This window comes from Escherichia sp. MOD1-EC5950 (genome assembly GCF_002965345.1).
GTDB classification, from domain to species: Bacteria; Pseudomonadota; Gammaproteobacteria; order Enterobacterales; family Enterobacteriaceae; genus Escherichia; species Escherichia marmotae.
Genome location: NZ_PTSR01000020.1, coordinates 35,767 through 55,263, shown reverse-complemented (window position 1 = coordinate 55,263; position 19,497 = coordinate 35,767). Strand labels below are relative to the sequence as shown.

The window sequence follows — 19,497 nt, the reverse complement described above, 5'->3', positions numbered from 1 at the left end:
TGCTTCCGTTATACTACCGTCAGTTGATAGCGGGAGTATTTATGAATCAATCTTATGGACGGCTGGTCAGCCGGGCGGCGATTGCTGCGACGGCGATGGCTTCGCTGCTATTGCTGATTAAAATTTTTGCATGGTGGTATACCGGTTCGGTGAGTATTCTCGCCGCGCTTGTCGACTCGTTGGTGGATATTGGTGCGTCACTGACCAATTTATTGGTGGTGCGTTATTCGTTGCAACCGGCGGATGACGAACATACTTTTGGTCATGGTAAAGCAGAATCCCTGGCTGCGTTGGCGCAAAGTATGTTTATCTCTGGTTCGGCGTTGTTTTTGTTTTTAACCGGGATCCAACATCTGATTTCACCGACGCCAATGAATGATCCAAGTGTCGGTATTATCGTCACAATTGTCGCGTTAGTTTGCACCATCGTTCTTGTCTCGTTTCAGCGTTGGGTGGTTCGCCGTACACAAAGTCAGGCGGTGCGTGCAGATATGCTCCATTATCAGTCTGATGTTATGATGAACGGCGCGATTTTGCTGGCACTTGCATTATCCTGGTACGGCTGGCATAGCGCAGATGCCCTGTTTGCTTTGGGTATTGGCATCTATATTTTATATAGTGCGTTACGCATGGGGTATGAGGCGGTACAGTCATTGCTGGATCGCGCGTTACCCGATGAGGAGCGGCAGGAAATTATTGATATCGTGACTTCCTGGCCGGGAGTAAGCGGCGCTCACGATCTTCGCACGCGGCAGTCAGGGCCGACTCGCTTTATTCAGATTCATTTGGAAATGGAAGACTCTCTGCCTCTGGTTCAGGCGCATATGGTGGCTGATCAGGTAGAGCAGGCTATTTTACGGCGTTTTCCAGGCTCGGATGTCATTATTCATCAGGACCCTTGTTCCGTCGTGCCCAGGGAAGGTAAACGGTTTGAGCTATCATAATGCTTGCGAAAAGAGAGCCAGACCCGCATTTTGTGTATAAATTACCGCCATTTGGCCTGACCTGAATCAATTCAGCAGGCAGTGGTTGTTATACTATCTGCATATTCGTTTGGTGTTCGATATGCAGAATCGACTTCCGGCAACAGATTTCATTTTGCATTCCAAAGTTCAGAGGTAGTCATGATTAAGAAAATCGGTGTGTTGACAAGTGGCGGTGATGCGCCTGGCATGAACGCAGCAATCCGTGGTGTCGTACGTGCGGCGCTGTCGGAAGGTCTGGAAGTCATGGGGATTTATGACGGCTATCTTGGCCTGTATGAAGACCGTATGGTTCAGCTTGACCGTTACAGTGTGTCTGACATGATCAACCGTGGTGGTACATTCCTCGGTTCTGCGCGCTTCCCTGAATTCCGCGACGAAAACATCCGCGCGGTGGCTATCGAAAACCTGAAAAAACGTGGCATCGATGCGCTGGTTGTTATCGGTGGTGACGGTTCCTACATGGGTGCAATGCGTCTGACCGAAATGGGTTTCCCATGCATTGGTCTGCCGGGCACCATCGACAACGATATCAAAGGTACTGACTACACCATCGGTTTCTTCACTGCACTGAGCACTGTTGTAGAAGCGATCGACCGTCTGCGTGATACATCTTCTTCTCACCAGCGTATTTCAGTGGTGGAAGTAATGGGTCGTTACTGTGGCGACCTGACTCTGGCTGCAGCAATCGCCGGTGGTTGTGAATTTGTTGTTGTACCGGAAGTCGAATTCAGCCGTGAAGATCTGGTAAACGAAATCAAAGCGGGTATTGCGAAAGGTAAGAAACACGCGATTGTGGCGATCACTGAACACATGTGCGATGTCGATGAACTGGCGCATTTCATCGAGAAAGAAACCGGTCGTGAAACTCGTGCAACCGTGCTGGGGCACATCCAGCGTGGTGGTTCTCCGGTGCCTTATGACCGTATTCTGGCTTCCCGTATGGGCGCATATGCGATTGATCTGCTGCTGGCAGGCTACGGTGGTCGTTGCGTAGGTATTCAGAACGAACAACTGGTTCACCATGACATCATCGACGCTATCGAAAACATGAAGCGTCCGTTCAAAGGTGATTGGCTGGACTGTGCGAAAAAACTGTATTAATGATATCGGGAAAAGGCAGCTTTCTTTTGCCTGAAACCGATGACAAAAGCAAAAATGCCTGATGCGCTTCGTTTATCAGGCCTATATGAATTCTGCAATTTATTGAATTTGCAAATTTTTGTAGGCCGGATAAGGCGGTTACGCCGCATCCGGCATGAACAAGCGTACATTGTCAGCAATTTGAGGCGGATTCATTCCGCCTTTTTTACTCCCCCATATATACCCTCAAGTTATATCCAATCTTTTTTTATTCTTTAATGTTTGATTCACGTTCTGGCACGCTTTGCTTATCACAACACAACATAAGAGAACCGGGCGATGAACAAGTGGGGCGTAGGGTTTACATTTTTGCTGGCGGCGACCAGCGTTATGGCAAAGGATATTCAGCTTCTTAACGTTTCGTATGATCCTACGCGCGAGTTGTACGAACAATACAACAAAGCGTTCAGTGCCCACTGGAAGCAGCAAACGGGCGATAACGTAGTGATTCGTCAGTCGCACGGCGGCTCAGGTAAACAGGCAACGTCGGTGATTAACGGCATAGATGCTGATGTAGTGACGCTGGCGCTGGCTTACGACGTGGATGCGATTGCTGAACGTGGTCGAATTGATAAAAACTGGATCAAACGTCTGCCGGATAACTCCGCGCCGTACACCTCCACCATTGTCTTCCTGGTGCGCAAGGGTAATCCGAAGCAAATCCATGACTGGAACGACCTGGTTAAGCCCGATATTTCAGTGATCACGCCTAACCCGAAAAGCTCTGGTGGCGCCCGCTGGAACTACCTGGCAGCGTGGGGATACGCGCTGCATCACAATAATAACGATCAAGCGAAAGCACAGGATTTCGTGCGGTCGTTGTATAAAAACGTTGAAGTTCTGGATTCCGGCGCGCGTGGCTCTACTAATACTTTCGTCGAACGTGGTATTGGTGATGTGCTGATAGCCTGGGAAAACGAAGCACTGCTGGCAACGAATGAATTGGGGAAAGATAAATTCGAAATCGTCACGCCGAGCGAGTCTATTCTCGCGGAACCGACGGTGTCGGTTGTCGATAAAGTGGCGGAGAAAAAAGGCACCAAAGAGATCGCAGAAGCCTACCTGAAATATCTCTATACCCCAGAAGGTCAGGAGATTGCAGCCAAAAACTATTACCGTCCGCGCGATCCGGAGATAGCGAAAAAATATGAAAACGCTTTTCCGAAGCTGAAATTGTTTACCATCGATGAAGAGTTTGGCGGCTGGACGAAGGCGCAAAAAGAGCATTTTTCTAACGGTGGTACGTTCGACCAAATCAGCAAACGTTAATTTTGTTGAAGGTAACCAGGCCCGGAGGCATCTTGCGACCGGGTTTTTTATTTGTCACGATTTTGCGTTACCCTTGCATCTCTTTGAGGTACAGGGAAAAAACGATGAAAAAAACGGTTATTTTCATTTTGGTGATGATAGTTATCGCCGTTGCTGCGGGTTTCGGCTACTGGAAATTTACCGGTGATTCGGAGGTATTACGTAAGATTGTCCTTGAGCAATGTTTGCCCAATCAGCAGCAAAACCAAAACCCTTCGCCATGTGTGGAGGTAAAACCTAATGCCGGGTATGTGGTTTTAAAAGACATTAACGGCCCACTGCAATATCTGTTGATGCCAACGTATCGTATTAACGGTACTGAAAGCCCTTTGTTGACCGATCCTTCAACGCCTAACTTCTTTTGGTTGGCCTGGCAGGCGCGTGATTTTATGAGCCAAAAATACGGTCAGCAGATTCCCGATCGTGCGGTATCTCTGGCGATTAACTCCCGCACCGGGCGCACGCAAAATCATTTTCATATTCATATTTCTTGTATTCGTCCAGATGTACGCGAACAACTGGATAACAATCTGGCGAACATCAGTAGTCGTTGGTTGCCGCTGCCGGGCGGATTACAGGGGCATGAATACCTGGCGCGTCGGGTAACTGAAAGCGAATTAGTACAACGTAGTCCGTTTATGATGTTAGCGGAAGAAGTGCCTGGGGCACGGGAACATATGGGAAGTTACGGGCTGGCGATGGTACGACAGAGTGATAACTCGTTTGTATTGCTGGCGACGCAACGAAATCTCCTGACGCTGAATCGTGCTTCAGCCGAGGAAATTCAGGATCATCAGTGTGAGATTTTGCGTTAAGGCGAGTTAAGTGCCGGATGTGATATCCGGCACCTGTCAGACTTAAGCCTGTTTAGCGGCTTCTGCAGCTTTAACGATCACTGCGAAGGCGTCGGCTTTCAGAGAAGCACCGCCAACCAGTGCGCCGTCGATGTCCGGCTGAGCGAACAGTTCGGCGGCGTTAGAGGCGTTTACAGAACCGCCGTACTGGATGATCACTTGTTCAGCGATGTTAGCGTCAACTTTAGCGATGTGATCACGGATGAATTTGTGAACAGCCTGAGCCTGCGCTGGAGTTGCAGATTTGCCAGTACCGATTGCCCATACGGGTTCGTAAGCGATTACTGCACCTTCGAATGCAGCAGCACCCTGAGTTTTCAGCACCGCGTCGATCTGACGTGCGCACACTTCTTCAGTTTTGCCCGCTTCGTTTTCAGCTTCGGTTTCACCGATGCACAGAACCGGAGTCAGACCCTGCTCTTTCAGCACAGCGAATTTTTTCGCGATCAGTTCGTCAGACTCTTTGTGGTAAGTACGACGTTCAGAGTGACCGATGATGATGTACTGTGCGCCGATGTCTTTCAGCATAGCGGCAGAGGTTTCACCGGTGAATGCGCCGGACAGGTTCAGATCCACGTTCTGCGCGCCCAGCATGATGTGGCTGCCTTCAGCTTCACGCTTCGCCATATCGATGTACATTTCCGGTGGTGCGATTGCAACCGCACAGCCAGCAACACCTGCCAGCTCTTTACGCAGGTTAGAAACCAGCTCGTGAACCATGTGGCGGCTGCCGTTCAGTTTCCAGTTACCCATCACTAAAGGATGTCGCATTTTAATTCTCCACGCTTATAAGCGAATAAAGGAAGATGGCCGCCCCGCAGGGCAGCAGGTCTGTGAAACAGTATAGAGATTCATCGGCACAAAGGCTTTGCTTTTTGTCATTTATTCAACCCTTCAAGCGATTCAGATAGCGCCAGCTTAATCGGTTCAACAGCGAAGGTTAGCCCTTTTTCGCCGTTGTCCGCGACAACATAGCGCAATGCGCCTTCTGTCTCGGTGTAATAACGTTTGTTTTTCCCCGCAGTAAGGAGTGATTGCAGCTTTTTTTGGCTCTGTGTTTTGGTCATCAGCGGGGTAAGCGTGCGGATCATTGCCGCCATGTATTCCTGGGCTTTTGCTTTAGCGGCTTTTTGCTCTGGTCCCTGGATTGGTAGCCAGGTAATTTGAATACTTTTGATTTTTAAAGTGCCGCGCTCCAGCGCCGTAGAGGCATACAAGTTCTCGTTAATTTTACTGGCGGCGCGAGTCAGGTTGGCTTTGTCGGGGCTGCTGTCGATGGCGCGAAATTCGTTCAGTGGCAGATTGGGATTCTGGCTGTTAAAGTCTTCTCGAAACTGGCTGATGGAGAGATCGAAAGTGGGGGCACCAGCCAGCAGGTAGGGCGCTGTCGTTGCCGTGCCAGGCGATTGTGCGTGCACCGTTGCACTAACGGATAACACAACAGATAAGAGAAAAAACAGTGAACACCCTGACTTCATCGGCAGTACCTTTTGTTATGACTGGGTTCGATTAAAACGATATCTGTCGCCCTTGTCAAAAGGGTAGAATCCTGGAAAAGACAACCATCAAGGAACTTACATGACCATACAGCAATGGTTATTCTCGTTTAAAGGGCGTATTGGACGCCGTGATTTCTGGATTTGGATTGGCCTCTGGATCGTTGGGATGCTGGTGCTTTTCTCACTGGCAGGTAAAAAATTACTCGATATCCAGACCGCCGCGTTTTGCCTTGTGTGCCTGTTATGGCCGACAGCGGCAGTGACGGTGAAACGGCTGCACGATCGCGGCCGTTCTGGCGCATGGGCATTTTTGATGATTGTAGCGTGGATGCTTCTGGCGGGTAACTGGGCGATTTTACCGGGCGTCTGGCAATGGGCGGTAGGGCGTTTTATTCCGACGTTGATTCTGGTGATGATGCTTATTGATCTTGGCGCATTTGTCGGCACGCAAAGCGCAAATAAATACGGAAAAGACACCCAGGACGTAAAGTATAAGTCCGAGAATAAATCAAGCCATTAGTCCTTAATATATCTCTTATTGCTATTTTTATCCGGGATCGTTATTTCCACGTTGCAAATGACGATGCCCGGAAAATCTTCTTCATTTCCTCATCTTAAGCAATATCAAAAAAAATGGTAATCCATAAGATCATTACTTGTTTGTTCTTCTCTTAACGGCGCATTATTCTTAAGTGGCAATCGACAGAGAGGCGAATATACAGAGGTGCCCTATGAAAGATGTCGTAGATAAATGCAGTACTAAAGGATGTGCGATTGATATCGGTACGGTTATTGATAACGATAACTGTACCAGCAAACTTTCGCGCTTTTTTGCCACCCGCGAAGAAGCAGAGTCCTTTATGACTAAACTGAAAGAGCTTGCTGCTGCCGCATCCTCTGCGGATGAAGGGGCCAGCGTGGCTTATAAGATTAAAGATCTGGAGGGGCAGGTTGAGCTTGATGCGGCCTTCACCTTCTCATGCCAGGCCGAGATGATTATTTTTGAGTTATCACTGCGTTCACTTGGTTAATGGAGTTAAACATGGCTTATAAACACATTGGCGTGGCAATTTCCGGGAATGAAGAAGATGCCTTACTGGTGAACAAAGCCCTGGATCTCGCCAGACATAACGATGCCCACCTGACGTTAATTCATATCGATGATGGCTTAAGCGAGTTGTATCCGGGTATCTACTTTCCGGCAACAGAAGATATTCTTCAACTGTTGAAAGATAAGTCGGATAACAAACTGTATAAACTGACGAAAAATATTCAGTGGCCGAAGACGAAACTGTGCATTGAGCGCGGAGAAATGCCAGAAACACTGCTGGAAATTATGCAAAAAGAGCAGTGCGACCTCCTTGTCTGTGGTCATCACCACTCGTTTATCAACCGTTTGATGCCAGCATATCGCGGAATGATCAATAAGTTGAATGCGGATCTACTCATCGTGCCGTTTATCGATAAGTAACCGCTTACCAGTAATGCTCCGCTGTCATGTGGCCCGGTCGACGACGTAAATGTTTCGTCATCTGCCGGGTCTCTTTCAGCAGTTGCTGCGTATCACGCACCATCTGCGGATTGCCACACAGCATCACATGGCTGGTCTCTTTGTTCATTGGCAGGCCAACCGCATTTTCCAGTTCACCACTTTCAATCAACGCCGGTATCCGGCCGGTAAGTGAACCCGCTACCGTTTCCCGGCTGACCACCGTCTGAATGCGCAGTTTTCCCTCGTAGCGTTTTTCCAGTTCCTGCATAAGAGGCAAATAACTTAAGTCGGCGGCATAACGTGCGGCGTGAACCAGTACCAGATTTTTGAAGCGATCTAAATCTTTGCCCAATTGTAGAATCGATAAATAGGGGCCAATCGCCGTACCGGTCGCCAGCATCCAAAGTGTTTCGCAATCCGGCACTTCATCCAGCACAAAGAACCCTGCCGCCTCGCTAACGACCTGCACTTCGTCACCCGGTTTTAGCGCCGCCAGTCGCGGGCTTAATTTGCCATCGGGGACGGTGACCAGATAAAACTCCAGATCGGGATTGTCGGGCGAGTTCACATAGGAGTAGGCACGCTGAACGCGTTCGCCATCAATTTCAAGGCCAAGTTTGGTGAATTGCCCGGCGGTAAACGGAAGCACGGGAGCGTGAACGGTGAGACTAAACAGGGCGTCGGTCCAGTTCTGCACTTTAGTGACTTTGCCTGTTACCCAATCAGCCATGTTTCTCTCCTGTTTTGATTGACTTGCCTTATCTTCGTTCTCCGAACAAAAAAATTCCAGTCCCGAAGGACTGGAAGGCTCAATCGATCAAATCGATCAGAGAATATGCACCTGCATTTCCGGGTCTTTACGATCCAGATAATGAATCGACTGAATGCGACGAATGGTACGTGATTTACCACGGATCAGCAGCGTTTCAGTGGTGGCAATATTGCCTTTGCGGCTAATCCCTTCCAGCAGATCGCCTTTGGTGATGCCGGTGGCAGAGAAGATGACGTTATCGCTACGCGCCATATCGCCCAGACGCAGCACTTTACCGGCTTCAATACCCATTGCTTTGCAGCGTGCCAGTTCCTGTTCGCCAATGCGGCGATTTTCCAGGTTATCACCTTTGACATCATGGCGTGCCAGCAGACGGCCGTTCATATCGCCATCTAATGCACGGATCACCGCCGCAGAAACCACACCTTCTGGCGCACCGCCAATGCCGTACAGCACATCAACTTCGCTATCCGGCATACAGGTAAGAATGGAGGCGGCGACGTCGCCATCCGGAATAGCAAACACGCGCACGCCGAGTTGTTGCATTTCTGCGATAACCGCGTCGTGGCGTGGTTTCGCCAGAATCGTTACCGTCAGTTCGCTTAACGGTTTGCCGAGTGCCGTTGCAACATTGCGCAGGTTATCCGCCAGCGGCAGATTCAGGTCGATGACGCCTTTGGCACCAGGTCCGACGATCAACTTCTCCATATACATATCCGGCGCATTGAGGAAGCAGCCTTTATCGCCTACAGCCAGCACCGCCAGCGCGTTAGCCTGGCCCATCGCTGTCATTCGCGTACCTTCAATCGGATCCACAGCAATATCCACCGCATCGCCGCGACCAGTACCGACTTTTTCACCAATGTAGAGCATCGGCGCTTCGTCGATTTCACCTTCACCAATGACGATGGTACCGTCAATGTTGACCTGGTTGAGCATAATACGCATGGCATTTACTGCCGCACCGTCAGCGGTATTTTTATCGCCGCGTCCTAACCATTTGTAGCCAGCCAGCGCCGCAGATTCAGTGACGCGGGAAAATTCGATGGCAAGTTCTCGTCTCATAGCAAACTCTAAGCAGTAAGGAATGGCGCGAAGTGTAGCACAGGGGAGGGGGCGGATTATTGATGTGTGCGGGGATTGCCCCCGCACGGAGCCATAGTCTGCGACATGCCGGATGCGGCGTGAACGCCTTATCCGGCCTACACAAAATGGCATCGGTTCGTAGGCCTGATAAGACGCGTCAGCGTCGCATCAGGCAATCAGCATCAGGCAATCGGTCAGATGCCTGACATTACTCCTCGTGTTCTTCCCACGCCATCGCACGTTTAACCGCTTTTTTCCAGCCTGCGTAACGGTAATTACGCTCGGTAGTTTCGATGCCTGGACGGAACTCGCGTTCAATCACCGCTTTCTCTTGCAGTTCGTCGAGATTTTGCCAGAAGCCAACCGCCAGACCGGCGAGATACGCCGCACCTAAGGCGGTAACTTCGCGAACTTCCGGACGCTCAACGCGAGTGCCAAGAATGTCCGACTGGAACTGCATCAGGAAGTTATTCGCCACCGCGCCGCCGTCCACGCGCAGGGCGTGCAGGCGAATACCGGAGTCAGCCTGCATTGCTTCCAGCACATCGCGCGTCTGATAGGCAATGGATTCCAGTGTCGCGCGGATAATGTGATTAGCGTTCACGCCACGAGTCAAACCGAAAATCGCCCCGCGTGCATACGGATCCCAGTACGGTGCGCCCAAGCCGGTAAAGGCCGGAACGACATATACACCGTTGGTGTTTTGTACTTTGGTCGCAAAATATTCGGAATCGTCGGCGTCGCTAATCAACTTCATTTCATCACGCAGCCACTGAATGGATGCCCCCGCCATAAACACCGCACCTTCCAGCGCATAGTTCACTTCCCCGCCTGGGCCACAGGCGATGGTGGTCAGCAGGCCGTTTTCTGATTTCACCGCTTTATCGCCGGTGTTCATCAGCATAAAGCAGCCGGTGCCGTAGGTATTCTTCGCCATCCCTTCTTTCACGCACAACTGACCGAATAGCGCCGCCTGCTGATCACCCGCGATCCCAGCGATCGGAATACGAGTGCCGCCTTTGCCGCCAATGTTGGTCTGGCCGTACACTTCAGAAGAGCGACGCACTTCTGGCAGCATCTCGCGCGGGATATCCAGCGCGTCGAGCATTTTGTCGTCCCAGTCCAGAGTATGGATGTTGAATAACATGGTACGGGATGCGTTGGTGTAATCGGTCACGTGAACGCGGCCCTGAGTCATTTTCCAGATAAGCCACGTATCAACCGTACCAAACAGCAATTCACCACGACGCGCACGCTCGCGAGAGCCTTCCACATGGTCGAGGATCCACTTCACTTTGGTGCCAGAAAAGTACGGGTCAATCACCAGACCGGTATTGCTGCGGATATAATCTTCTAAACCGTCACGTTTTAAATGCTCGCAGATCTCGGCGGTACGACGGCACTGCCAGACGATGGCGTTATAGATCGGTTTGCCGGTTTCTTTTTCCCAGACGATAGTGGTTTCACGCTGGTTAGTAATACCAATAGCTGCAATTTGATCGGAACTGATATCGGCTTTCGCCAGCACTTCCACCAGCGTGGAGCTTTGGGTGGCCCAGATTTCCATTGGGTCGTGTTCTACCCAGCCTGGTTTTGGGTAGATTTGCTCAAATTCGCGCTGTGAGACGCTAATGATATTGGCATCGTGATCCATCACGACTGCGCGGGAGCTGGTTGTGCCCTGGTCGAGTGCAACGATATATTTTTTTTCAGTCATGTTTAATTGTCCCGTAGTCACATTACAGTGAAGCTTTTTGTTCTGAAGGAGTTGTGATCTCCTTTTCTTCCACAACACAGATATCGCAAGGCAAATGGCGGCCAATCAGTTTGCGGTAGGCAAATGCACCTACAATCGCACCGACGATAGGGCCAAAAAGCGGCACCAGGAAGTAAGGAATGTCTCTGCCGCCGGTAAAGGCGACATTGCCCCAGCCCGCCAGCCAGGCAAAGGCTTTCGGACCGATGTCACGCGCTGGGTTCATGGCAAAGCCCGTCAATGGACCCATAGATGCGCCAATAACCGCAATCAGTAGACCAATCAACAACGGTGCCAACGGCCCACGTGGTACACCGTTGCCATCGTCCGTTAACGCCAGGATCAGCCCCATCAGAATAGCGGTAATCACCATCTCAACTGCGAAGGCCTGCACAAAATTGATATGAGGATTAGGGTAAGTAGAGAAAGTACCTGCCAGATCAACACTTTCAACGCTGCCGCGAACAATGTGATGAGTCTGCTCGAAGTCGAAAAATAAATTGTAGTAAAGCCCGTAAACTAAAGCCGCAGCACAGAAAGCGCCGGCAACTTGTGAAACGATAAAAGGAATAACTTTGCGCTTGTCGAAACAGGCAAACAGCCACAATGCAATGGTAACAGCGGGATTAAGATGCGCGCCGGAAACCCCTGCGGTCAGGTAGATGGCCATTGCCACCCCCAGTCCCCAAATGACACTGATTTCCCACTGACCAAAAGACGCACCAGCGACTTTTAGTGCTGCAACGCAACCCACACCGAAAAAAATCAACAACCCGGTACCGAGGAATTCAGCAATGCACTGGCCTTTCAAGGTTGATGTTTGACTCATAATCGGATCCTGAAGAGTTAATGTTTGTTGTATGCGTGAAAGTCACGGACCTCCACGATGCTTGTAGGCATGCTGTAAACTTATCGTTAACGAGCAAAAACGAGAAATATCGAACTTAAAATGTGTGTGCTTCGTCATAAAATGAGCGTTATCGCGCCATTTATTCCATCTGATTGTACATGATGCATGTTTGTTAGATCATTCGCGCAACAAATTTATTAACATTTTCGATTGGTGTGGATTATGTCACCAGGAGAAGGATGAAAAGTGTGGCAAACCGTAATCTGCAAGGCGTGCCTCTGGACAGCGATGGCGCGGCTTCATACAATCGGAGCTAACTAAAGTGCGCTCGTATTTATTAAGGCGTCACCGATAATCGGGACGAGGATTTTTATCCATCAACGCCTTGCAATTCAGGAGAGGTATGACAATGTCATTAGAAGTGTTTGAGAAACTGGAAGCAAAAGTACAGCAGGCGATTGATACCATCACTCTGTTGCAGATGGAAATCGAAGAGCTGAAAGAAAAAAATAACTCACTGTCGCAGGAAGTTCAGAATGCCCAGCATCAGCGCGAAGAACTGGAGCGTGAGAACAACCATCTGAAAGAACAGCAGAACGGCTGGCAGGAACGTCTGCAGGCCCTGCTGGGTCGCATGGAAGAGGTTTAATCTCTTCCACGCAGAGGCGCCGCAAGGCGCCTTATTTTTTACTTCACTGTATTTTTAGCAGACAACATAATCTCCATCGCCTGTTGGCGATATTTATCTGCCGTATCTGGCTCCATTAATGCAATGATCCCCACAGCCCTGGGGGTGTCTTCAAGATAAACACTGATGGTTCTTTTCTGCTGACCATCAAAATTTATCAACACATCCTGATACTTACAGGTGAAATGTTTGGCATTACAATCATGAAACTGGAAGGTTTCTTCATTGTATTGATCCTTGAGATTGTCTCGCTGCATCTTCTTTAACTCTTCCAGCGAGTCATCGGCGCTACGTCCTGCGGGCAGGCGGAAAGCCGAAATAAAGACGCTATTATCTTCACTTCTTATATCAATGGTTTTATCAGTACTAATAGAAACCGTATTCCAGTGTCGGTTTGGGACAGTCACGGAAATAGCTGCCTTCTCAAACGTATAGTGCCACGGGGTGAACAGACGAAACGTATTGCCGACGTTGGATAAAAGCAGGACTCCCAATACCCAACAGCACCCGCGAGTAAAACTGGCGAAGTTACGCGTTTTTTTAGTGAATGTGCACAGAATACCTGACACAAGCACGGGAAGTAATAACGGCCCAAGAAGTACTGAACCGATATACTCGCCAACCATCCCAGGATCTCCAGTAAGCAAGTTACTGTGCTGAAGATGACTAAGAAAAACAGTTATTATCCATAGTATTAATAAGATAACGTATCTCATATCAATCCATTATTATTAACATGCACATCAGATCATTGACGAGCAGAAAGCATCATTTTCATTACTTCTTCTTGATATTCGTCCAAATAATCTGGGTCGATAGCTGCGACCAGTTGTATCAAATTAGTGTTATCCAGTAGGGTCATGAAAATAGCATGTCTTACTTTGCCATCACTCATTGTTTGCACTCCTTCCTGATAAGCGCAGGCAAATCCCTGAACATCACAAACATGCATTTTTGCAGTTCCGTTTTGAGTCGCGGTAAGTTCCTCGATTGAATGCACACCGAGTTCATTTTGTGAGAAGGCAACAATAGCTAAAATAGCATGGGCATCCCGGGTCACCAGGGTTGGTCCTTGTTTTACTATATTGGCAACCCACTGTTTGCTCGGAACCGTGACGGTGATACCTGGCTCCGGGAAAGTATAATCCCATATGCTGTGTCGTTCCCACACCGTATAGCTGCTATAGATAAGAAATAATCCCATTAACCAACAAGTGCCGCGAATAAAGCTGCGGCTGCTTCTTTTTTTTATCGTTATACAGATGATTGTGGCGATAATAAATGATAAGGCAAGTGGGTTAAAAAATACGTTAGCAAAATATAAAATCATTTCACCCGCGTTGCCAGATAAAAGAAATTTGTAGCGGAAATGGTTAACGGCTATAAGTAATAAATATATAAATAAAAGAATAATATTCTGCATGAATACGTCCATGTATAAAAAAGGGGAATTTAATTCCCCTTTTAACGCATGGCAGATACTTATTCAATATCCAGCGGATCTTCTGAAAGAATAATCCCGGTATTGTCGGCATAAAGATGGTCGCCGGAGAAGAAGGTGACGCCGCCAAAATTGACGCGGACATCGCTTTCACCAATGCCTTCGCCAGCGGCACCGACCGGAATTGCGGCCATCGCCTGGATGCCGATATCCAGCTCTTCCAGATCATCTACCTGGCGCACTGCACCATAAATGACCAGGCCTTCCCATTCATTTTGTACCGCCAGACGCGCCAGTTCAGCATCGACCAGTGCGCGACGAACAGAACCACCGCCATCGACGACAAGAACACGACCACGGCCATTCTGTTCGAGCAGATCGTACAGCAACCCGTTGTCCTCGAAACATTTTACCGTGATGATTTGTCCGCCAAACGACGCCCGTCCACCAAAGTTGGAGAACAGCGGTTCCACGACGTTGACATCTTCTTGATAGATGTCACAAAGCTCGGAAGTATCGTATTTCATAGGCTTAACATTCAGTTGCTGCGAGAATTTTCAGTATATCGCGCTATGTGGGTTGTTGGCAAAATCATCAATTGTTAATTGATATTTGTCAGTTATGCTGCCCACTGGCTTAGGAATATCCCCAAAACAAACAGCAGGTTAGTCAGTAATGCCCCTTTAACAGTGCGTTCCAGCATCGGACGCATCGCCACCGGGTCCATTTCACGCATCACATAACGGGTTTGTTTCACTAACAACGGTGCCGCCAGCAGGAACAGCCAACCCCACAGGCTATGCAGCGAAAAGAGATTAAACAGTGCCAGGCACACCAGTGACCCCATCAGCAGACAGGCATGGTAACGGCGTGCGTTCACTTCACCTAAGCGTACAGCCAGCGTGTTCTTGCCATTCTCGCGGTCGCTATTGATATCACGCAGATTATTAATGTTCAGTACCGCAGTAGCCAGCAGGCCACATGCTGTAGCCGGAAGGATCAACGCCGGAATCAGGGTATGCGCCTGCAAATACCAGCTCCCCATCACGCTTAACCAACCAAAGAACACCAGTACGGAAATATCGCCAAGGCCAATATAACCATAAGGACGATTGCCCACGGTGTAGGTGATAGCGGCAATGATCGACAACCCGCCAAGAATCAGGAAACCGACAAAATCGGCCAGCGTATGGCACGCCACTGCAACCAGTGCCAGCCCGGAGAGACAGATGAGCACGACGGTAATAATGAGCGCCCGTTTCATCTCTTGCTGGGTAATGACCCCTTTTTGCATCCCGCGTAGTGGTCCGATACGGTCAGGTTTGTCGCTGCCTTTAACGGCATCACCGTAATCATTGGCGAGGTTAGAGAGGATCTGTAACAGCCCGGCGGTAATCAGTGCCAGCAGAGCGACCAGCGGATCGAAGTGACCTTGCCACCATGCCAGCGCCGTCCCGACGATAATTGCAGCAAAGGCGAGGGGGAGGGTTTTAGGTCGTAAACTTTCCAGCCACGCCTGAGTTCGGCTAATTTGTTGTTCAGTCATAATACGCGCCAATAAAAATGGGGCCTTTCAGCCCCATCAAACAATGATGAAAATGATTGAACGCGATTATAGGATAAAACGGCTCAGATCTTCATCTGCCACCAACGCATCCAGATGTTTGCTCACATAATCTGCGTCAATGATGATAGTTTGACCGCTTAAATCGCTGGCGTCGTAGGAGATCTCCTCCATCAAACGCTCCAGAACGGTATGTAAACGACGTGCACCGATGTTTTCGGTAGATTCGTTCACCTGCCATGCGGCTTCCGCGATGCGCTTAATACCGGAGTCGGTGAACTCAATGTTTACGCCTTCAGTCGCCATCAGTGCTTTGTACTGCACGGTGATAGAGGCATTCGGTTCGGTCAGAATACGCTCGAAGTCGCTGGTGGTCAGTGCCTGCAGCTCAACGCGGATCGGCAGACGACCTTGCAGTTCCGGGATCAGGTCAGACGGTTTAGCAATCTGGAACGCACCAGAAGCGATAAACAGAATGTGGTCAGTTTTGACCATCCCGTGTTTAGTGGAAACGGTGCAACCTTCTACCAGTGGTAGCAGGTCGCGCTGAACGCCTTCACGAGAAACATCCGGACCGGAAGATTCGCCGCGCTTACAGATTTTGTCGATTTCGTCGATAAACACGATCCCGTGTTGTTCAACGGCATCGATAGCGTCTTGCTTCAGCTCTTCCGGGTTCACCAGTTTCGCCGCTTCTTCTTCAATCAGCAGCTTCATGGCGTCTTTGATTTTCAGCTTACGCGCTTTTTGCTTCTGACCACCCAGGTTCTGGAACATAGACTGCAACTGGCTGGTCATCTCTTCCATTCCCGGAGGTGCCATAATTTCAACACCCATCGGTGCTGCGGCAAGATCGATCTCGATTTCTTTGTCATCGAGCTGGCCTTCACGCAGTTTTTTGCGGAATGCCTGACGTGCTGCAGACGGTTCCTGCTGCTGTTCGGTCTGTCCCCAGTTGTTTTTGGCCGGAGGGATTAGCACGTCGAGAATGCGCTCTTCTGCCAGTTCTTCAGCGCGATAACGGTTTTTCTCGATAGCCTGGACGCGTACCATTTTCACGGCGGCATCGGTCAGATCGCGAATAATAGAATCCACTTCCTTACCGACATAGCCCACTTCGGTGAATTTGGTGGCTTCAACTTTGATGAACGGCGCATTCGCCAGCTTCGCCAGACGACGGGCGATTTCAGTTTTACCGACGCCGGTCGGGCCGATCATCAGGATGTTTTTTGGGGTCACTTCATGGCGCAGCTCTTCGTTGAGCTGCATGCGACGCCAGCGGTTACGCAGTGCAATCGCCACAGAACGCTTAGCGTTATCCTGGCCGATGATGTGCTTATCCAGTTCGCTGACGATTTCGCGTGGGGTCATTTCAGACATGGGAGATCCTTACGCTTTGTAGCTTAATTCTTCGATGGTGTGGAAATGGTTGGTATAGATGCAAATGTCGCCTGCAATATCCAACGCCTTTTCAGCAATTTCACGGGCGCTAAGTTCAGTGTTTTCTAACAGCGCGCGCGCCGCCGCCTGGGCGTAAGGGCCGCCGGAACCGATAGCAATAAGATCGTTTTCTGGCTGCACAACGTCACCGTTACCGGTGATGATAAGCGATGCAGTTTCGTCCGCGACCGCCAGCAGTGCTTCAAGTTTGCGCAACATGCGATCGGTACGCCAGTCTTTTGCCAGTTCAACGGCAGCTTTAACCAGATGGCCCTGATGCATTTCCAGCTTACGTTCAAACAGTTCGAACAGCGTAAAAGCATCCGCAGTACCGCCCGCAAAGCCCGCGATGACTTTGTCGTTGTACAGACGGCGGACCTTTTTCACGTTGCCTTTCATTACGGTATTGCCCAACGTGGCCTGGCCATCACCAGCGATGACCACATGGCCGTTACGGCGTACGCTTACTATAGTTGTCACGAGCTGACCCCTTGGTTACGAATACAGAGTACAAACCCCGTACAAAAGTACGGGGCATAATGCAATTATAGATGGGGGAGATTTTGAGGGTTTCAACCCCCGGTGGCGAGCCGAATACAGTTTGTGTGACCCGCCATCTTCAAACGATTGAGGGTGTTGTCTGCGTTTTCTTTGCCTTTCACCGGGCCAATGACCACACGATTCCAGCCATTGTTGGTGGTAATTTTCGAGTCAAAACCTTCGAACGCCAGTTGAGCACGCACCGTCTCTGCCTGTTCCGCGCCTCTGAACGAACCGCACTGTACCATCCAGCGGCGTTCATCTTTTTTCTCTGCCGTCGGTTTTGGCGCGTCTGCGGCACGAGCAACGGGCGCAGCCTGCTGTGGTTTCGGCTGTGCAGCAGTATGCGCAGGCGTTTGCAGCAGATCCTGGTACGGTTGCTGAGTGGACGCAGGTTTAGACTGCCGCGGCTGAGACTGTACTGGCGCGGCTTGCGCAGTACGTGTCTGTTGCTGCCAGCTTTGTTCTGTCGCACGTGGCTGCTGGGCCAGACGTTGCTGTTCTGCTAACTGCTGCGCCTGACGCTGGCGTTGTAGCGTTTGCTGGCGCTGTTCCGGCGTCTGCTCATTCCACGGAACTTCAATTAGCTGCGTTGGCTGCTGGCGCATATCGGCCTGCATTTGCTCAAGAAGCTGGCGCTGTTCCGGTGTCAGTTGTTCCGGCGTTTTCACTTCACCACCGGCAGAAGGTTCTGTTGGCGCACGCACACCAGGCTGGCGACTTTCCAGCTCTTTTATGTAACGCCAGCGTTCTTCCGGTTTCGGAGGTAGTCCATTTCCGGTCACTTTCTGGCTTTGCAGCGTCTCGGACTCTTCTTTCTTGTGATGCGTAATGAAGTACAGACCACCGATAAAGGTCACAAGAACGGCGGCAGCAATAGCGACCATTGCGGGAGAAACCGCAGGCAGATTTCGTTGCTTTTTCCGTGAGGTGCTCTTTTTTCGCCGCGAAGGTGCCGGTTGGCTGCGGCGTACATAATCTCGTTGTGCCACTATCGTTTCGCTGTATTTATTCGTTCGTCAGCCCGCCATGTTACTTAAGCGGCGGGCCTTTGACCAGTCACGGAAGTCTTAAAGGTTTACTTTAAGTCAATGTGCGCGTCGATCCCCGGATAATAAGCTCGCAGTCCATTAAACGTGAGCCACTGCCGACCGTTTGCCCTTGCATTTGATCAAGCAATAACAGCATAGCTTCCCGACCGATTTCGTAACGCGGCTGCGCAATGGTTGTCAGCGGCGGATCACAGAATTGCGTCAGGTCGATGTTATCAAAACCGATGATGGAAAGGTCGTCAGGGATTTTCAGCCCCTGACGTTTGGCCTGTGAAAGTGCGCCGAGCGCCATCACATCGCTATGACAGAAGACGGCAGTAGGCGGCTGCGGAAGGTCGAGCAACTGTTGCATGGCCTTACTTCCGGCTTCGAAGGTGAAATCGCCTCGGGCGATATATTGCGGATCAACCATAATTCCGCAGCGACGCAGCGCCTGAACGTAGCCTTGCAGGCGATAGTGACACAGCGGCATCTCTTCTGGACCAGCAATACAGCCAATCCGTTTATGTCCCTGTTCATACAGGTAATTTACCGCATCGAATGCCGCGGTCAGGTTGTCGATATGAACCGTCGGCAGCTCCAGCTCCGGCGCAAATTCGTTCGCCATCACCATAGGCGGCAGATTACGTTGCTCCTCTATGCTGGCATCAAACGGCAGCCTTGAACCCAGCAGCAACATGCCATCAATTTGCTTGGTGATGATTAAATCGATAAAGGTTTTTTCCTGCTGATTTTGATGTGCGCAGTCACCAATCAGCACCAGATATCCGTGACTTGCCGCCGTAATTTCGATACCGCGAATAATTTCGCTAAAGAAGGGATCACAGATATCCGGGACAATTACCAGAACTGTACGGGACTCATTACGCTTAACGTTACGTCCCATTGGCTGTGGTAAATAACCCACTTCCCGAGCGGCTTTTTCAACCCGATTACGAGTGGCCAGGGAGACTTTATCGGGATTCATCAATGCTCGGGAAACGGTCGCTGTAGAGACTTTTGCTTTCAGGGCAACGTCTTTCATGGTTG

The 19,497-nt window shown here is 50.1% G+C and carries 22 protein-coding genes; 8 read left to right on the top strand and 14 right to left on the bottom strand.

Features of this window, described 5'->3' with window-relative positions; translation table 11 throughout:
* Nucleotides 1-41: 41 nt before the first annotated feature.
* The 4 genes from fieF to cdh all read left to right on the top strand — a co-directional run bounded on the left by fieF (nucleotide 42) and on the right by cdh (nucleotide 4,249).
* The gene (gene fieF, locus BEA93_RS17665; RefSeq protein WP_105224820.1) at nucleotides 42-944 is read left to right on the top strand and encodes a CDF family cation-efflux transporter FieF; all 903 of its coding nucleotides are present in this window, start codon (nucleotides 42-44) and stop codon (nucleotides 942-944) included.
* 180 nt (nucleotides 945-1,124) lie between these two features.
* A complete protein-coding gene (gene pfkA / locus BEA93_RS17660) occupies nucleotides 1,125-2,087 on the top strand; it encodes a 6-phosphofructokinase (protein ID WP_001517511.1) in 963 nt (320 codons plus the stop codon).
* Nucleotides 2,088-2,405: 318 nt separating this feature from the next.
* A complete protein-coding gene (gene sbp, locus BEA93_RS17655; protein WP_016262739.1) occupies nucleotides 2,406-3,395 on the top strand; it encodes a sulfate/thiosulfate ABC transporter substrate-binding protein Sbp in 990 nt (329 codons plus the stop codon).
* Between the two features lie 104 nt (nucleotides 3,396-3,499).
* Entirely contained in the window at nucleotides 3,500-4,249 is a 750-nt protein-coding gene (gene cdh / locus BEA93_RS17650) for a CDP-diacylglycerol diphosphatase (RefSeq protein WP_010376556.1), read from the top strand.
* A 42-nt stretch (nucleotides 4,250-4,291) separates the two neighbouring features.
* Here the strand turns inward: cdh and tpiA are convergent, their stop codons facing one another.
* Nucleotides 4,292-5,059 (bottom strand): triose-phosphate isomerase, encoded by a 768-nt coding sequence (tpiA, locus tag BEA93_RS17645; RefSeq protein ID WP_001216325.1) that lies wholly within the window; start codon nucleotides 5,057-5,059, stop codon nucleotides 4,292-4,294.
* A 107-nt stretch (nucleotides 5,060-5,166) separates the two neighbouring features.
* Nucleotides 5,167-5,766 (bottom strand): YiiQ family protein, encoded by a 600-nt coding sequence (locus BEA93_RS17640; protein WP_000834907.1) that lies wholly within the window; start codon nucleotides 5,764-5,766, stop codon nucleotides 5,167-5,169.
* 100 nt (nucleotides 5,767-5,866) lie between these two features.
* On the opposite strand from BEA93_RS17640, the gene BEA93_RS17635 reads away from it, so the two are divergent.
* The 3 genes from BEA93_RS17635 to uspD all read left to right on the top strand — a co-directional run bounded on the left by BEA93_RS17635 (nucleotide 5,867) and on the right by uspD (nucleotide 7,258).
* The gene (locus tag BEA93_RS17635) at nucleotides 5,867-6,307 is read left to right on the top strand and encodes a DUF805 domain-containing protein (RefSeq protein WP_000155271.1); all 441 of its coding nucleotides are present in this window, start codon (nucleotides 5,867-5,869) and stop codon (nucleotides 6,305-6,307) included.
* A gap of 211 nt (nucleotides 6,308-6,518) precedes the next feature.
* Nucleotides 6,519-6,818, top strand: a complete 300-nt coding sequence (locus BEA93_RS17630; RefSeq protein WP_000655993.1) for a DUF406 domain-containing protein — start codon at nucleotides 6,519-6,521, stop codon at nucleotides 6,816-6,818.
* A gap of 11 nt (nucleotides 6,819-6,829) precedes the next feature.
* Nucleotides 6,830-7,258 (top strand): universal stress protein UspD, encoded by a 429-nt coding sequence (gene uspD, locus BEA93_RS17625; protein WP_016249374.1) that lies wholly within the window; start codon nucleotides 6,830-6,832, stop codon nucleotides 7,256-7,258.
* Nucleotides 7,259-7,262: 4 nt separating this feature from the next.
* On the opposite strand, the gene fpr is transcribed toward uspD, so the two are convergent.
* From fpr to glpF, 4 genes are all read right to left on the bottom strand, one after another.
* Nucleotides 7,263-8,009 carry a ferredoxin--NADP(+) reductase gene (fpr, locus tag BEA93_RS17620; protein ID WP_000796325.1) on the bottom strand — a complete coding sequence of 249 codons (747 nt, stop codon included), beginning with the start codon at nucleotides 8,007-8,009 and terminating at the stop codon, nucleotides 7,263-7,265.
* Nucleotides 8,010-8,105: 96 nt separating this feature from the next.
* Nucleotides 8,106-9,116, bottom strand: a complete 1,011-nt coding sequence (gene glpX / locus BEA93_RS17615) for a class II fructose-bisphosphatase (protein WP_001250656.1) — start codon at nucleotides 9,114-9,116, stop codon at nucleotides 8,106-8,108.
* Between the two features lie 229 nt (nucleotides 9,117-9,345).
* On the bottom strand, nucleotides 9,346-10,854 hold the full coding sequence (gene glpK / locus BEA93_RS17610) for a glycerol kinase GlpK (protein WP_105224819.1): 1,509 nt from the start codon (nucleotides 10,852-10,854) through the stop codon (nucleotides 9,346-9,348).
* Nucleotides 10,855-10,876: 22 nt separating this feature from the next.
* The gene (gene glpF / locus BEA93_RS17605; protein ID WP_038355001.1) at nucleotides 10,877-11,722 is read right to left on the bottom strand and encodes a glycerol uptake facilitator protein GlpF; all 846 of its coding nucleotides are present in this window, start codon (nucleotides 11,720-11,722) and stop codon (nucleotides 10,877-10,879) included.
* A 424-nt stretch (nucleotides 11,723-12,146) separates the two neighbouring features.
* Between glpF and zapB the strand changes: the two genes are divergently transcribed.
* On the top strand, nucleotides 12,147-12,392 hold the full coding sequence (gene zapB, locus BEA93_RS17600) for a septal ring assembly protein ZapB (RefSeq protein WP_001296623.1): 246 nt from the start codon (nucleotides 12,147-12,149) through the stop codon (nucleotides 12,390-12,392).
* Between the two features lie 38 nt (nucleotides 12,393-12,430).
* Here zapB and BEA93_RS17595 read toward each other — a convergent pair whose 3' ends face one another.
* The 8 genes from BEA93_RS17595 to cytR all read right to left on the bottom strand — a co-directional run bounded on the left by BEA93_RS17595 (nucleotide 12,431) and on the right by cytR (nucleotide 19,492).
* Nucleotides 12,431-13,057, bottom strand: a complete 627-nt coding sequence (locus BEA93_RS17595; RefSeq protein ID WP_000232687.1) for a hypothetical protein — start codon at nucleotides 13,055-13,057, stop codon at nucleotides 12,431-12,433.
* Nucleotides 13,058-13,179: 122 nt separating this feature from the next.
* On the bottom strand, nucleotides 13,180-13,854 hold the full coding sequence (locus BEA93_RS17590; protein WP_016262742.1) for a hypothetical protein: 675 nt from the start codon (nucleotides 13,852-13,854) through the stop codon (nucleotides 13,180-13,182).
* A gap of 59 nt (nucleotides 13,855-13,913) precedes the next feature.
* Nucleotides 13,914-14,399, bottom strand: a complete 486-nt coding sequence (rraA, locus tag BEA93_RS17585; RefSeq protein WP_000872908.1) for a ribonuclease E activity regulator RraA — start codon at nucleotides 14,397-14,399, stop codon at nucleotides 13,914-13,916.
* A 92-nt stretch (nucleotides 14,400-14,491) separates the two neighbouring features.
* On the bottom strand, nucleotides 14,492-15,418 hold the full coding sequence (menA, locus tag BEA93_RS17580; RefSeq protein ID WP_010376573.1) for a 1,4-dihydroxy-2-naphthoate polyprenyltransferase: 927 nt from the start codon (nucleotides 15,416-15,418) through the stop codon (nucleotides 14,492-14,494).
* 66 nt (nucleotides 15,419-15,484) lie between these two features.
* Nucleotides 15,485-16,816, bottom strand: a complete 1,332-nt coding sequence (hslU, locus tag BEA93_RS17575; protein WP_001293343.1) for an HslU--HslV peptidase ATPase subunit — start codon at nucleotides 16,814-16,816, stop codon at nucleotides 15,485-15,487.
* 9 nt (nucleotides 16,817-16,825) lie between these two features.
* The gene (gene hslV / locus BEA93_RS17570; protein WP_000208242.1) at nucleotides 16,826-17,356 is read right to left on the bottom strand and encodes an ATP-dependent protease subunit HslV; all 531 of its coding nucleotides are present in this window, start codon (nucleotides 17,354-17,356) and stop codon (nucleotides 16,826-16,828) included.
* Nucleotides 17,357-17,448: 92 nt separating this feature from the next.
* Complete coding sequence (gene ftsN / locus BEA93_RS17565; RefSeq protein ID WP_000068823.1) at nucleotides 17,449-18,408, bottom strand: cell division protein FtsN; 960 nt, start codon at nucleotides 18,406-18,408, stop codon at nucleotides 17,449-17,451.
* Between the two features lie 91 nt (nucleotides 18,409-18,499).
* Nucleotides 18,500-19,492 carry a DNA-binding transcriptional regulator CytR gene (cytR, locus tag BEA93_RS17560; protein WP_194245949.1) on the bottom strand — a complete coding sequence of 331 codons (993 nt, stop codon included), beginning with the start codon at nucleotides 19,490-19,492 and terminating at the stop codon, nucleotides 18,500-18,502.
* Nucleotides 19,493-19,497 lie beyond the last annotated feature (5 nt).

What these genes read in the sequence shown, in the direction of transcription:
- fieF (WP_105224820.1), top strand. Translation starts at nt 42, where the DNA reads ATGAATCAATCTTATGGACGGCTGGTCAGCCGGGCGGCGATTGCTGCG.
- pfkA (WP_001517511.1), top strand. Translation starts at nt 1,125, where the DNA reads ATGATTAAGAAAATCGGTGTGTTGACAAGTGGCGGTGATGCGCCTGGC.
- sbp (WP_016262739.1), top strand. Translation starts at nt 2,406, where the DNA reads ATGAACAAGTGGGGCGTAGGGTTTACATTTTTGCTGGCGGCGACCAGC.
- cdh (WP_010376556.1), top strand. Translation starts at nt 3,500, where the DNA reads ATGAAAAAAACGGTTATTTTCATTTTGGTGATGATAGTTATCGCCGTT.
- tpiA (WP_001216325.1), bottom strand. Translation starts at nt 5,059, where the DNA reads ATGCGACATCCTTTAGTGATGGGTAACTGGAAACTGAACGGCAGCCGC.
- BEA93_RS17640 (WP_000834907.1), bottom strand. Translation starts at nt 5,766, where the DNA reads ATGAAGTCAGGGTGTTCACTGTTTTTTCTCTTATCTGTTGTGTTATCC.
- BEA93_RS17635 (WP_000155271.1), top strand. Translation starts at nt 5,867, where the DNA reads ATGACCATACAGCAATGGTTATTCTCGTTTAAAGGGCGTATTGGACGC.
- BEA93_RS17630 (WP_000655993.1), top strand. Translation starts at nt 6,519, where the DNA reads ATGAAAGATGTCGTAGATAAATGCAGTACTAAAGGATGTGCGATTGAT.
- uspD (WP_016249374.1), top strand. Translation starts at nt 6,830, where the DNA reads ATGGCTTATAAACACATTGGCGTGGCAATTTCCGGGAATGAAGAAGAT.
- fpr (WP_000796325.1), bottom strand. Translation starts at nt 8,009, where the DNA reads ATGGCTGATTGGGTAACAGGCAAAGTCACTAAAGTGCAGAACTGGACC.
- glpX (WP_001250656.1), bottom strand. Translation starts at nt 9,116, where the DNA reads ATGAGACGAGAACTTGCCATCGAATTTTCCCGCGTCACTGAATCTGCG.
- glpK (WP_105224819.1), bottom strand. Translation starts at nt 10,854, where the DNA reads ATGACTGAAAAAAAATATATCGTTGCACTCGACCAGGGCACAACCAGC.
- glpF (WP_038355001.1), bottom strand. Translation starts at nt 11,722, where the DNA reads ATGAGTCAAACATCAACCTTGAAAGGCCAGTGCATTGCTGAATTCCTC.
- zapB (WP_001296623.1), top strand. Translation starts at nt 12,147, where the DNA reads ATGACAATGTCATTAGAAGTGTTTGAGAAACTGGAAGCAAAAGTACAG.
- BEA93_RS17595 (WP_000232687.1), bottom strand. Translation starts at nt 13,057, where the DNA reads ATGGTTGGCGAGTATATCGGTTCAGTACTTCTTGGGCCGTTATTACTT.
- BEA93_RS17590 (WP_016262742.1), bottom strand. Translation starts at nt 13,854, where the DNA reads ATGCAGAATATTATTCTTTTATTTATATATTTATTACTTATAGCCGTT.
- rraA (WP_000872908.1), bottom strand. Translation starts at nt 14,399, where the DNA reads ATGAAATACGATACTTCCGAGCTTTGTGACATCTATCAAGAAGATGTC.
- menA (WP_010376573.1), bottom strand. Translation starts at nt 15,418, where the DNA reads ATGACTGAACAACAAATTAGCCGAACTCAGGCGTGGCTGGAAAGTTTA.
- hslU (WP_001293343.1), bottom strand. Translation starts at nt 16,816, where the DNA reads ATGTCTGAAATGACCCCACGCGAAATCGTCAGCGAACTGGATAAGCAC.
- cytR (WP_194245949.1), bottom strand. Translation starts at nt 19,492, where the DNA reads ATGAAAGACGTTGCCCTGAAAGCAAAAGTCTCTACAGCGACCGTTTCC.